Annotated in this window: 12 protein-coding genes; 7 read left to right on the forward strand and 5 right to left on the reverse strand. The window is 73.0% G+C overall.

Translation table 11 applies throughout. The features are described 5' to 3' along the window. From ACWDSL_RS12565 to ACWDSL_RS12580, 4 genes are all read left to right on the forward strand, one after another. Positions 1–1,193: acyl-CoA dehydrogenase family protein (locus ACWDSL_RS12565; protein WP_450484500.1), on the forward strand; the 1,193-nt coding region annotated here is incomplete at its 5' end. A gap of 126 nt (positions 1,194–1,319) precedes the next feature. Further along, the gene (locus ACWDSL_RS12570; protein ID WP_450484502.1) at positions 1,320–2,789 is read left to right on the forward strand and encodes an MFS transporter; all 1,470 of its coding nucleotides are present in this window, start codon (positions 1,320–1,322) and stop codon (positions 2,787–2,789) included. A 65-nt stretch (positions 2,790–2,854) separates the two neighbouring features. Beyond that, on the forward strand, positions 2,855–3,394 hold the full coding sequence (locus ACWDSL_RS12575) for a SigE family RNA polymerase sigma factor (protein ID WP_450484504.1): 540 nt from the start codon (positions 2,855–2,857) through the stop codon (positions 3,392–3,394). Continuing rightward, on the forward strand, positions 3,391–4,362 hold the full coding sequence (locus ACWDSL_RS12580; protein ID WP_450484506.1) for a hypothetical protein: 972 nt from the start codon (positions 3,391–3,393) through the stop codon (positions 4,360–4,362). The genes ACWDSL_RS12575 and ACWDSL_RS12580 overlap by 4 nt, the downstream gene beginning before the upstream one ends. A gap of 67 nt (positions 4,363–4,429) precedes the next feature. Here the strand turns inward: ACWDSL_RS12580 and ACWDSL_RS12585 are convergent, their stop codons facing one another. Both ACWDSL_RS12585 and ACWDSL_RS12590 read right to left on the reverse strand, forming a co-directional pair. Then, complete coding sequence (locus ACWDSL_RS12585) at positions 4,430–5,035, reverse strand: response regulator transcription factor (protein ID WP_014180185.1); 606 nt, start codon at positions 5,033–5,035, stop codon at positions 4,430–4,432. After that, entirely contained in the window at positions 5,032–6,381 is a 1,350-nt protein-coding gene (locus tag ACWDSL_RS12590) for a sensor histidine kinase (RefSeq protein WP_450484508.1), read from the reverse strand. The genes ACWDSL_RS12585 and ACWDSL_RS12590 overlap by 4 nt, the downstream gene beginning before the upstream one ends. A gap of 316 nt (positions 6,382–6,697) precedes the next feature. Here ACWDSL_RS12590 and ACWDSL_RS12595 point away from each other — a divergent pair, with 316 nt between their 5' ends. From ACWDSL_RS12595 to ACWDSL_RS12605, 3 genes are all read left to right on the forward strand, one after another. Continuing rightward, positions 6,698–7,564, forward strand: coding sequence for a MaoC/PaaZ C-terminal domain-containing protein (locus ACWDSL_RS12595; RefSeq protein WP_450484510.1), 867 nt, complete (start codon positions 6,698–6,700; stop codon positions 7,562–7,564). Between the two features lie 51 nt (positions 7,565–7,615). Further along, entirely contained in the window at positions 7,616–8,701 is a 1,086-nt protein-coding gene (locus ACWDSL_RS12600) for a Zn-dependent alcohol dehydrogenase (RefSeq protein ID WP_450484512.1), read from the forward strand. A gap of 63 nt (positions 8,702–8,764) precedes the next feature. Then, positions 8,765–9,703, forward strand: coding sequence for a 3-oxoacyl-ACP reductase (locus tag ACWDSL_RS12605; protein ID WP_450484606.1), 939 nt, complete (start codon positions 8,765–8,767; stop codon positions 9,701–9,703). A gap of 141 nt (positions 9,704–9,844) precedes the next feature. On the opposite strand, the gene ACWDSL_RS12610 is transcribed toward ACWDSL_RS12605, so the two are convergent. From ACWDSL_RS12610 to ACWDSL_RS12620, 3 genes are all read right to left on the reverse strand, one after another. Beyond that, the gene (locus tag ACWDSL_RS12610) at positions 9,845–10,399 is read right to left on the reverse strand and encodes a hypothetical protein (protein ID WP_450484514.1); all 555 of its coding nucleotides are present in this window, start codon (positions 10,397–10,399) and stop codon (positions 9,845–9,847) included. A gap of 196 nt (positions 10,400–10,595) precedes the next feature. Then, on the reverse strand, positions 10,596–10,769 hold the full coding sequence (locus ACWDSL_RS12615) for a hypothetical protein (RefSeq protein ID WP_450484516.1): 174 nt from the start codon (positions 10,767–10,769) through the stop codon (positions 10,596–10,598). A 159-nt stretch (positions 10,770–10,928) separates the two neighbouring features. Next, complete coding sequence (locus ACWDSL_RS12620) at positions 10,929–12,749, reverse strand: hypothetical protein (RefSeq protein ID WP_450484517.1); 1,821 nt, start codon at positions 12,747–12,749, stop codon at positions 10,929–10,931. Positions 12,750–12,916 lie beyond the last annotated feature (167 nt).

A 12,916-nucleotide genomic window follows, 5' to 3' on the forward strand; every position in this document is an offset into this window, starting at 1 on the left:
GCGCGCACCGGCTGCGGGCCGCCCGGCTCGCCGCCGCCGGTGCGCGGCGTGAGCTGCGGCTGGAGCTTCCGGCCGAGGGGGAGGTCCGCAGGGAGTACGAGCGGTACCGGACGCGGGCGCGCGCCGCGGTCGAGGCGGCGCGCGGTCTTGACCCCGCCGCCGCCCGCCGCGCCCTCGCGCCCACCGGCCACGCCGCCCCGCATCTGCCGCCCCCGTACGGGCTCGGCGCCGGCCCCGTACAACAGCTCGCGGTGCAGCGGGAGCTGGCCGACGCGGGGGTGGGCCTCAGCGACCTGGGGGTCGCCACCTGGGTGGTGCCCTCGCTCATCGCGTACGCAACGCCGGAGCAGCGGGAGCGCTATCTGCTGCCGACGCTCCGCGGCGAACTGCGCTGGTGTCAGCTGTTCTCCGAGCCGGAGGCGGGGTCCGACCTGGCGGCGCTGCGCACGAAGGCCGAGCGGACCGAGGAGGGGTGGCGGGTCAGCGGGCAGAAGGTGTGGACGTCGGGGGCGCGGCGGGCGCACCACGGCATCCTGCTGGCCCGTACGAACCCCCGGGCGCCCAAGCACAAGGGGCTCACCTACTTCCTCGTCGACATGGAGCGGACCGCCGGGATCGATATCCGTCCGCTGCGGGAGATCACCGGGGAGGCGCTGTTCAACGAGGTCTATCTGGACGATGTCCTGCTGCCGCACGACGCGGTGGTGGGCGAGGTGGACGGCGGCTGGGCGGTGGCCCGCAACACGCTCGGCAACGAACGCGTCCACATGGCCGACCAGCTGACCTTCGACACCGGCCTGGAGGCCCTGATCGCGCGCACGGCCGACACCGACAACGACAACGACGAGTCCGGCGCCAACGGCTGGCTACGGGAGCGGGTCGGGGCGCTGATGGCCGAGGCCCACGCACTGGCCTGCCTGGGGCTGCGCACCACCTTGCGGCAGGTGTCCGGCGTGGAGCCGGGGGCCGGCGCGAGCGTCCGCAAGCTCATCCAGACCGCGCACCAGCAGAAGGTCGCCGAGCTGGCCCTGGAGCTGCTGGGCCCGGCGGGCGCGGTGCGCGAGGGCGTGGGGGAGCGGGCGCTGCACGGCTTTCTGATGTCCCGCTGTCTGACCATCGCGGGTGGTACGACGCAGGTGCAGCTGAACGTCGTCGCGGAGCGGATGCTGGGGCTGCCGCGCGACCCGGCGTAAGCAGGCGCGTGCCCCGGCTTGTGCCCGTGCATATACGCCTGCCGTGCGAGCCCTACGCCCAACGACCTGCATAGGTACGACAAAAATACGATGCACTGTGCATGGCTCGGTGCCAGCATCACGGCCATGCCCGCCCACACCCCCTCCACCACAGGTCACTCGTCCGCCGCGGCACGCGTCACCCCTCCGGCCTGGGCGGTGCTCCTGGCCGCGTGCGCGGGCCAGTTCCTCGTCGTCCTCGATGTGTCCGTGGTCAATGTCGCGCTGCCGTCGATGCGTACGGACCTCGGGCTCGGCGAGACCGCCCTGCAGTGGGTGGTCAACGCCTACGCGCTCACCTTCGCCGGATTCCTGCTGCTCGGCGGACGGGTCGCCGATCTCTTCGGGCGCAAGCGCGCCTTCCTCGTCGGCCTCGGCCTGTTCACCGTCGCCAGCCTGGCGGGCGGACTCGCCCGGGAGCCCTGGCAGCTGGTCGCCGCCCGGGCCGCCCAGGGCCTGGGCGCGGCCGTGCTCTCCCCGGCCACCCTCACCATCCTCACCACCGCCTTCCCGGGCGGCGCGGCCCGCACCCGGGCCATCGGCACCTGGACCGCGGTCGGCGCGGGCGGCGGCGCCGCGGGCGGACTGGTCGGCGGGCTGCTCACCGACTATCTCTCCTGGCGCTGGGTGCTGCTGGTCAATGTGCCCGTGGGCGCGCTGGTGCTGGTCGCCGCGGCGGTGTGGCTGATTGAGAGCCGGGCGGTGGCCGGGCGCCGGCTCGACGTACCGGGCGCGGTCCTCGTCACGGCGGGGGTCTCGTCGCTCGCGTACGGCATCGTGCAGACCGAGCGACACGGCTGGGCCGCCGCCGCCTCGCTCGTACCGCTGCTCGGCGGCCTGGCGCTGCTCGGCGTCTTCGTCGCCGTCGAGGCGCGCACCCGGGCCCCGCTGATGCCGCTCGGGCTGTTCCGGATCAGAACGGTCTGGGCGGCGAACGCGGTGATGCTGGTGTGCGGCGGCGGCATGTTCGCGATGTGGTACTTCATGTCCCTTTACCTGCAGAACGTGCTGCACTTCAGCCCCATCGAGGCCGGACTCGCCTTCCTCCCGCACACCCTGTCCATCGTCCTCGGCTCCAAGCTCGCGCCCCGGCTGATGGCGGTGTTCAGCGGCAAGGCGCTGGCGATGACCGGCGGAATCCTGGCCGTCGTCGGCTACGCCTGGCAGAGCCGGATGGACGCCGACGGCACCTTCGCCGGTACGGTCCTGGGCCCCGCGATCGTCATGTCGCTGGGCTCCGGCCTGATGATGACCCCGCTGGCCACGGCCGCCACCTCGGGCGCCGAGCCGTCCGAGGCCGGGCTGGTGGCGGGCCTGGTCAACACCAGCCGCCAGATCGGCGGTGCGCTCGGCCTGACCGTGCTGACCACGGTCGCCGCCGAGCGCATCTCCGCCACCGAGGGCGGCAGCGGCAGCGGCAGTGGCGGCGGGGACGGGGACGGGCCGGGCCCGGTGGCGCTGGCGGCCGGGTACAGTCACGCGTTCACCGTCGCCTCGGGCATCATCGCGGCCGCCGTGGTCCTGATGGCCGTGGCCCTCCCACGCCGCCGCGCCTGAGAATTCTTCCGCGGCCGGGCAACGGTTCGCCGCCTCCGTGGACTCCGTAGGTCGAGGAGGTGCCCATGGGGGACACGACGGCGAACCGGGACGAGGAGTTCCGGGAGTTCGTCACCACGCGATGGCCGCGGCTGGTGCGCACCGCGTATCTGCTCTGCGGTGAGCAGCACACGGCGGAGGACCTGGTCCAGTCGGCCCTGGTCCGGGTCTATGTCGCATGGCGACGGGTCCGCGCCGCGGACGAACCGGACGCCTACGTACGCCGCGTCCTCGTCAACGAGCACGCGCGGCGGCACCGCAGAAAGCTGAAGGAGCTCCTGACCCTCTCCCCGGGCGACGCCGACGGTTGGCAGACGCCCGACCGGGACCGGATCACCCTGGCCGACGACCGGGAGATGCTGCGCCACGCCCTGGCCGGGCTCCCGCCCCGGCAGCGTCAGGCCGTGGTGCTGCGGTACTGGGAGGACCTCAGCGAGTCACAGGTGGCGGTCGCCATGGGCTGCTCGGTCGGAACGGTCAAGAGTCAGGCGGCGAAGGGGCTGGCGAAGCTGCGGGCCGCGCTGGCGCGCGAAGACGTGACCGCGGGTCACGGGGAGGTGCGATGAACAAGGAGTCGTGGTACGCGGAGCCCGAGTACGCGGGGGATCCGGAGCGGGAAGCAGGTGAACTGACGGATCGGCTGGGCACGATCGCGGACGAGGTGACCATCGGCCCCGCGCCCTACCCGGACGTGGTCCGCGCCGGCCGTCGGCGCAGGACACGCCGCCGGGTGGGGGCCACCGCCCTGGCGGTCACGGCGGTGCTGGTGGCCGGAGGGGTGGGCCTCGGGCAGTTCGGCGACTCCGGCCAGGGAGGGACGGCGACGGCCGCCGCGTCGGCGCCGGGCGCGCTTCAGCCGGTCACGACCGTGGTCGGCAAGGGGACGGTCGACGGGGAGCGGTGGCAGGTCTCGGTCACCGTCTACGGGCCCGCGCGGACGAAGGAGGAGGCGCACCGCCAGTACGACCTGGCGATGAGCCGGGGGGACGCCTACCCGATCCTGGACGGCAAGTGGGAGGGGAAGTACCCGAAGACCCTGCGTATCGGTGTGACCTGGTTCTCCACCCGGGTGACCGAGGGCAAGGGGAAGCCGCGGACGATGGCGGACTGGGTGTCGCCGAAGCCCGGCAAGGGGGAGACGCTGCTGGGCGGCTCGTACCAGCACCAGGGCGCCGAGGCCGCCCCGGTGGGCCTGGCATGGCTGTCGCCGAACGTGGAGCGCGTGGTGGTCCACTGGAAGGGCGGTTCGATTGACGAGCCGAAGGTGGTTTCGGTGAAGGGCACCGACGTCCGCTGGATCGTGAGCGAGCGCCCGGCCGCCGGGGTGCCGGACCACTTCATCGACCTCTACGACCGCGCGGGCAAGCGGACGCGGATGGGGCCCGCCGTGCGGCTGGAGGACGTGGAGAAGAACCCGGCGTTCCAGAAGAAGCAGCTGGAGAAGAAGCGGTCGGCGGCGCTGACGAAGGAGCAGCTGACGGCGGTGACGAAGACGGGCTGGGAGACGCCCGTGAAGATCACCGTTCTGAGGTGACGGGGCGGGCGGGCCCCGGGGCGATCATGGGGTGCCCCGCGGGCCCGTCGGCCGTTACAGCCCGCCGTCACAGCCAGCCGTTCTGGCGCGCGGCCCGCACCGCCTCCATGCGGTTGCGGGTCTGGGTCTTGCCGATGGCCGAGGACAGGTAGTTGCGGACGGTGGCGGGGGACAGATGGACCTTGGCGGCGATGTCGGCGACGGTCGCCCCGTCCACCGCCGCCGTCAGCACATCCCGTTCGCGCGGCGTCAGCGGGTTGGGTCCCGCGCTCAGCGCGGCCGCGGCCAGGCCCGGGTCGATGACCCGCTCGCCCGCGAGCACCCGGCGGACCGCGACGGCCAGCTCCTCGACCGGGCCGTCCTTGACCAGGAACCCGGAGGCCCCCGCCTCCATCGCGCGGCGCAGATAGCCGGGGCGGCCGAAGGTGGTCAGGATCAGCACATGGCAGCCGGGGAGCTCCTGGCGCAGCGCGGCGGCGGCGTCCAGACCACTGAGGCCCGGCAGTTCGATGTCGAGGAGAGCCACGTCCGGCCGCGTCTCGAGCGCGCGGGGCACGATCTTGTCGCCCTCGCCGACCTGCGCGACGATCTCGAAGTCCGGCTCCAGGCCGAGCAGCAGGGCCAGCGCGCCCCGCATCATGCCCTGGTCCTCGGCGAGCAGTAGCTTGATCACGCCGTACGGACCCCCTTGACGCCCATCGGATCCTTGCCCTCGCCTTTCCTGTCTTCCCCGTTTTCGCCGTCGTTGTCGTCGTCGCCGTCGTCACCGTTGTTGCCATCCACCGGCAGTGCCGCCGCGAGCCGGAAGCCACGGCGCCCGGCCGGGCCGGTCTCCAGCGAGCCGCCCGCCGCGGCCAGCCGCTCGGCCAGGCCCTTGAGCCCCGTACCTCCCCGTCCGCCGGGGACGGCCTTACCAGCGGACTTACCGGCGGCCTCACCGGCGGAACGGGAGCCTACGCCGTTCCCGTCGTCGACGATCTCCAGACGCACCTGATCGGCCTCCCGACGGACCTCGATCTCGCACCGGCCGGCCCCGCTGTGCCGGACCACATTGGTGACCCCCTCGCGTACCACCCAGCCAAGCAGCGCCTCGGTCTGCGGGGGCAGCGGCGGCCCCGACCGGCGGACGACGGCGTCGATGCCCGAGGCGTCGAGCAGCGAGCGGGCCCGGTCCAGCTCCGTCGCCAGGCTGCCCTCGCGGTAGCCGGTGACGGCCTCCCGGATCTCGGTGAGGGCCTGGCGGCCGACGGCCTCGATGTCGGCGGCCTGGCCCAGCGCGGCGTCCAGGTCGCGCGGGGCGAGGCGGCGTACGGCCTCGGCCTTGACCACCACGACCGACATGGTGTGGCCCAGCAGATCGTGCAGATCGCGGGAGAAGCGCAGCCGCTCCTTCTCGACGGCGGTGCGGGCCAGCTCCTGGCGGGTCGCGCGGAGTTCGGCGACGGTGTCGAAGAGCGACAGGATCGCCGCCGTCACCAGGCCCGACATCACCGTTCCGTAGCCGACGATCAGCGCGTCGTCCGCGCCGCCGCGCCAGCCGGAGATGATCCCGGCGGAGGCCGAGTACGTCAGCAGCAGCGGACCCAGCTGGCGGCGGCGGACCACGATGCCGGTGGCCAGCGACAGCAGCGGGAAGCAGAGCAGCCAGTTGCCGGCGTAGCCGATGGACAGGGCGTAGGTGAGGGCGGCCAGCCCGGCGAGGGGGACGAGGCAGCGCCGGGTGGGGCGGCGCCGCTTGTCCAGGCCCGCATGGACCGTGGTGGCGTACAGCGCGCAGAAGGCGGCCACCCCAAGGGCGCCGAGCCATGGCAGCGGGGTCTTCCCCCGGATGAGGTCCTGGACATCTCCGGTGAGCATGAAGAGCCAGGGCAGGAAGGCGCGCGGGCCGGGCGGCTTGCGGCGCTCGAAGTCCGAGGCGGCCTCAGCGTCCGAGGCGGCGTCAGCGTCCGAAGTGGCCTCAGCGTCCGAGGCATCCTCCGCATCCGAGGCACCTTCGGCGTTCGACGTTCTGGCAGACATGGTCCGAGGGTACGGAAGTCGCCGGTGAGCTGGGCAGATGTGGTTGTCATGACTGGGCCGGTGACATTTGTCCCGGGCGGTCGCGGGGGAGATCTGACATACCGTCAGCGGTCTTCCCAGTGCAGGGGGATTCGGCTATACATGGGCCATCGGCTAGAACGCGTTCCAGTATCGATACGCGACTCCGCCGCGCGGGCTGTCGTATGCGCCCGTACGCGGAATCCGCAGCGGCCGACCAGTGACGACCCCGGCGCGGCCGACGGTGCGGACGGGCGGGCCGGGGTCTTCCCCACCGTGGTGAGGAGTGCTCTCAGCAATGCCCATCGATGTCGCCAAGGCCGTCTCGGCCGAACCCAGGACGGCGGCCCTCACCTGGGGCCACAAGGACATCCAGCTCTACCACCTCGGCGTGGGGGCGGGCGTCCCGGCCACCGACCCCGACGAGCTCCGCTACACCCTCGAGAGCAAGCTGCACGTCCTCCCCAGCTTCGCCACGGTCGCGGGCGGCGGCATGGCGGTGGCCGGCGGTATGGGCGCCCCCGGTATCGACGTCGATCTCGCCGCTGTTCTGCACGGCGGCCAGACCATCCAGCTGCACCGGGCCATCCCGCTCGCCGGGGACGCCACCCAGACGTCCAAGGTCGCCGCCGTCTACGACAAGGGCAAGGCCGCGGTGATCGTGCTGCGCAGCGATGTCGCCGACGCGGACGGGCCGCTGTGGACCTGCGACACCCGGATCTTCGTACGCGGAGAGGGCGGTTTCGGCGGCGACCGCGGGCCCGCCGACCGGCTCGAGCCCCCCGCCCGCGAGCCCGACCTGACCGTCGACCGCGTGATCCGCGGGGACCAGGCGCTGCTCTACCGCCTCTCCGGGGACTGGAACCCGCTCCACGCCGACCCCGAGTTCGCCAAGGTCGCGGGCTTCGACCGGCCGATCCTGCACGGCCTGTGCTCGTACGGGATCGCGCTCAAGACCGTCGTGGACACCGCCCTGGGCGGGGACGTCGCCCGCGTCCGCTCGTACGCCACGCGCTTCGCGGGGATCGTCTTCCCCGGCGAGACGCTGCGCATCCGGATGTGGCGGGACTCAGAGTCAGCCTCCGCCTCTGTTCGGCTGCTGGCCACGGCCGTGGAACGGGACGACGCGCCGGTCCTCACCGACACGGTCGTCGAGCACGACTGACGAAGCAGACACCCCGCACGTACTGATCTCGCACGGACGAGAGGAGCCGCTGTGCGCGCAGCCGTACTGCACGAGATAGGGCAGGACAAGCTCGAAGTCCTCGACGACATGGAGGCGGTGGGCTTCGGCCCGGGCAAGGTCAGGCTGCGCGTCAAGGCCACCGGGCTGTGCCACTCCGACCTGTCCGCCATGAGCGGCGTACTGCCCCAGCCCGGGCCCTTCGTCCCCGGGCACGAGGGCGCGGGCGAGATCGTCGAGGTGGGGGAGGGGGTGACCGGTCTGAGCGCGGGCGACCGGGCGCTGGTGTGCTGGCTGCCCGCCTGCGGCACGTGTCCCGCCTGCGAGCGCGGCCAGTCCCATCTGTGCCTGACCGGGTTCATGAACGCCGGCACCCCCAACTTCAAGCGCCCCGGCGGCACCCCGGAGGACATCTTCGGCTTCGCGGGCACCGGCACCTTCGCCGAGGAGGTCGTGCTGCCCGCGCCGTGCGCCGTGCCGATCCCGGACGATGTGCCGTACGACATCGCGGCCCTCATCGGCTGCGGCGTGACCACGGGGCTCGGCGCGGCCCTCAACACGGCCGAGGTCGAGGCGGGTTCCTCGGTCGCGGTCATCGGCTGCGGCGGCGTGGGCATCAGCGCGATCCAGGGCGCCCGGGCGGCGGGCGCCGCACAGATCGTCGCCGTCGACCCGGTCGACTCGCGGCGTACGGCGGCGCTGCGCTTCGGCGCCACGGAAGCGGTCGCGCCCGAGGGCCTGGACGACGCCAAGAGCCGAGTCACCTCGGGCGAGGGCTTCGACTACGTCTTCGAGGTCGTCGGCAGGTCCGCCACCGCCCGTACGGCCTACGAGGCGACGCGGCGCGGCGGCACGCTGTGCGTGGTCGGGGCGGGGGCGGTGGACGACTTCCTGCAGCTCAGCATGTTCGAGCTGTTCTTCGACGAGAAGCGGATCCTGCCCTCGCTGTACGGCGGCGGCGATGTGCTCCGCTCGTACCGGCGGGCCGTCGCGCTGTGGCGGGCGGGCCGGATCGACCTCGAAGGGCTGATCACCCACCGCGTACGGCTCACCGAGATCAACGACGCGCTGGACCAGATGCGGTCGGGCGAGGCGCTGCGCACCTGCATCCAGGTCTGAACGACACGGACGACGAGAACGACACGGACGACATAGACGACACGGAGGACGTTCATGCCGCGCATGCCGCTGGCGGGGAAGACCGCGATCGTCACGGGCGCCGGGCGGGGCCTCGGCCGCGCCGAGGCGCTGGAACTGGCGCGCCTGGGCGCGAGCGTCGTCGTCAACGACTTCGGCCGGCCCGGACGCGACGGCTCGGGCGAGGCGTCGGCCGCCCCCGCCGAGGCGGTCGCGCAGGAGATCCGGGAGGCCGGCGGGCACGCCACGGCCCACGTCGGGGACGTGGCCGACTTCGAGCAGGCGGCCGAGCTGGTGCGGCTCGCGGTCGACACCTACGGCGCGCTCGACATCCTGGTCAACAACGCGGGCATCCTGCGGGACCGGATGGTCTTCTCGATGACCGAGGACGAGTGGGACTCTGTCATCCGCGTCCACCTCAAGGGCCACTTCAACACCACCCGCTTCGCCGCCGCCCACTGGCGGGAGCGCTCCAAGGCGGCGGACGGCGGCCCGGTCGGCGGCCGGATCGTGAACACCTCGTCCGAAGCGTTCCTCGCCGGCTCCCCGGGCCAGCCGAACTACGCCGCGGCCAAAGGCGGCATCGTCGGGCTCACCACCTCCACGGCGGGCGCGCTGGCCAAATACGGCGTCACGGCCAACGCCATCTGCCCCCGCGCCCGCACTCGGATGACCGAAGACGTCTTCGCCGGCCTCGAACCCCCCGACGACGGCACCCTCGACGCGCTCGCACCCGAACATGTCGCCCCGCTCGTCGGCTATCTGGCGGCCCCGGAGGCGGCGGGCGTGAGCGGACAGGTCTTCGTCGTCCACGGCGGGATGGTCGCCGTCCTGGAGCGGCCGAAGGTGGCCGCGAAGCTGGACACGGCGAAGGAGGCATTCACCTTCGAGGAGCTGGACGGAGTGCTCACGCCGTACTTCGCCGAACGGCCCCGCGAGGAGACCTTCGCGGCGGTGGAGGTGCTGGGGCTCAAGCGGGGTTAGGAAGGACCGAGTGGCCGCCGCATTCCGGCCCGCCAAGACGGAGGTTCATGCTCACGACGCCGGCCCGGTACGCCTCGCCAAGATGAGCAGATCCGGGCGGCTGCGCTGATGCGTCGTCCGCGGACCAGCCCATCAACACGATCATGATCTGCGGGCGAAGCGAGGCCCGGCCCAACCGGTGGCGGCCACCACCTCCCGCGCGATGTCAACGACGAACCGTCCGTCCGTCGCCACTCGCACGGTCTCCGCGGGGGCCCGCTGGTCCAGGATTCGTGCCTTGCGGACACTTCCTTCCAGTTCCTTCTCCAGCTCTGAGCCGAGTTCTCGGCCCACCAGCCGCTCGCGGGCGGTGGCGTCGGAGGCGGTGAGCAGGACTCGTATGATCCCCGCTCCGGCCCCCATGGCACGCTCGAACATGCCCGCCGCCTCCGGCAGCACACTCATGGTGTTCGTATAGACCAGGCGTCGATAGCCACGCTGGGCGAAGTTCGCCCACACGGCAGTCAGATTGGTTTCGGTGATCTCCGCGCGGTGAGGGTCTCCCTCTGGAGCCGGATGCACCTGCCCCATGAAGTCACCATCGATGATCGCGTGAGCGACCTCCTCGGAGCGCAGCAGCGCCGAAACCTCCCACCCCACCGTCGTCTTGCCGACACCGGCTCGTCCTCCGATGAGCAGTACTTCTGCGTGATCCATGGGGGCAGCGTGCCAGCGGGCGACCACCTGACGCGATCCGATATCGCTATGGTGCGGCTCGGTTTTACGGGCTGAGCCCGATCAAGGCTCCGAGCCGGACCTGGGGTCTGTCATCGCGTCAGGGCGGACCACGTCCGACGCGGGCCAGGACCCCGGCGGGGTCCTGGCCCCGTGGCGTGCGAGATCGACCGGATTTTCAGGACGCGTTCGCACCCTCGCCCGGGCGGCGGTGGCGGCCGTGGGGCGAGGTCTGGGCGTCTTCGGACGCGGCCTGGCCCCTGTGCTTGCCGTGGATGGAGTCGTCGGCCCCCGCTGCGGCGGCCGCCTCCTGCGGACGCGACTCGGTCGTGTTCGTGCGGGCTTGGGACATCTGGGAAGTCACCCCGTCAGATCGCTGCGTACGGTCACGGGAGGCCGGCCACGAAATCAACTCGCCACGACGTCACGACGAGGGTCAAGAAACGTCAGCATGTGTCACCCGACGCCCCGCGGGTGAACGGAACGCGGCTGCCTGGCCCCCCGCAGAATTCTAACCAGAGCGTCGATCTCGGACCCAACGGGGTGGACGGGGCGGGCGGGGCTGATGGGACGGATGGGACGGATGGAGCTGGTCACGGCGGGCCAGTGGGGCCTGCTGCAGCGGTACGGGCCGCGCGGCGATACCGGACTCCGGCCCAGCGGCAGTTTCGGGGCCGGGGCCGGGGCCGGGCATGAGTTCGGGTCTGAGCCGGTGGGCGGGCAGGCGCTCGGGTAGGCGCTCAGACCCCTGCTCGCGCTCCCGCAAGACGCTGTCCCCCTGCTCCCGTACGAGTCCCTGCTCCGGCACCCGTACGTGCTCCCGCTGCCGTACGCGCTCCCTCCCGCGCTCCGCACCGGACGGCGGCCCGGAGCCCGGTCCGCCGCCGCGCCGGGGTTCCCGCGCGGTCTCGGGTCCGGGCCCCGCCTCGGCGCCCGGCTCCGCCTCCGGGCCGGTCTCCTGCTCGACCCCGGCCCATGACCCCGTACCGGCCCACGGCTCGACCCCGGTCTTACCGGCGGGGGCCACGGGGGTCGCGGGGGCCGCCGCCCCGACCCGGGTCCACGACGCGACCGCGGCCCCTGCCGACAGGGACGGCGACGACGGCGAGGACGACGGTGAGGACGACGGAGAGGACGACGGAGAGGACGACGGAGAGGGTGACGCCGCCGCCGCCGACGGCCGCCGCCCCGGCCCCACCAGCCCCATCGGCCGCGGCAGATCCAGGGCCCCCACCACGCGGTCCACCCGGGTGACCCGTGCGACCCGCGCCATCCGGGGCGGCTCCGGCGGCTCGGGCATCCGCAACCGCGCCAGCCCGCACGGCACCTGCCCCGTCGCGTACGGCAGCCGCAGCTCGCCGTCGCGGGTCCACAGGCCCGCACCCGCCAGCCAGCCCTCCGGCGCCGGGAGTTGCTGCAACCGCCGCTCGGACGGCCGCCAGAGGCCGACCCACGGCCGCTCGGCCGGGCTGTCGACACGGAAGACACGGAAGGCCACCGCGCACGCCTCCGGCGTCAGGACCTGTCCGGGCTGCACCGCGAAGGGCACCGCCTCGACCTGGGCGGGCCGTAGACAGTCGGGGAACCTGACGGGGCGGGCGCTGCCCAGCACCCCCCACCCCAGCCGCTCGTCCCCGGGCGCGTCGGACCGTACGAGCAGCAGGCCGCTGTCCGGGTCGGCCAGCAGCAGCCGGTCGTCGCTGTCGTCGGTGATCTGCAGCAGCGGGCTGGTCTCGCCGCCGCGCCGCAGGTCGACGACGACGGTCTTGGTGCGGCCGTCGAGCCGCCGGTCGAGGGCGAGCAGCCGGCCCGTACGGTCCAGCCAGACGCCGCCCGTGCAGCGGCCGGGCAGCTCGGCCAGGTGCTGCGGTCCGAAGCCGCCGCCGTGCACCAGCCACACCGAGGTCGACCGCTCGCCGTGGCCGAGCGCGAAGGCGAAGGAGCCGCCGGGGGCGGGTGGCAGCAGCGACAGTTCGGCGCATTCGATGGCGCCCAGCGGCCGTTCGCCGGTGCCGGGGCCGGCCGGGTACAGCAGGGAGAGGGCGTGGCGGCCGGCCACCCGGCGGCGGATGAGCACCTGCCCGTCGGCCAGGGGCAGCACCTCGCTGTCCGGCTCCTCGGGCTGGGCCGCGGGCAGCGGCACGGCGTACGGCTCGGGTCCGTCGAGCGTCCAGCGCTCGGGGAACCAGCACCCGGCCTCGCCGCTGAGCGCGAGCCGGGCGCCGTACGAACCGTCCGCGGCGATCGTGAACGCCGCTCGGCGCCGGTGTGCGGTGCCCTGGGCACCGGTGGCGCCTGCGGCGAGCGCGGCATCGAAGGCACAGGCAGTCATCGTTCAGTCACCTCCGGCCACTCAACGTAGTTTTCGCACTCCCTGCCGAACGCCGAAATCAGCTTGCTTCACACGTAAGTGTGTCTGTTGCCCGATTCGCCTGAGAAGTCGCACCGGGCTGTGCTGTGCGCGAGTCCGGATCACGTCGTCGCGGTGAGTAAAGGCGG

Source organism: Streptomyces sp. NPDC000941 (assembly GCF_053599555.1).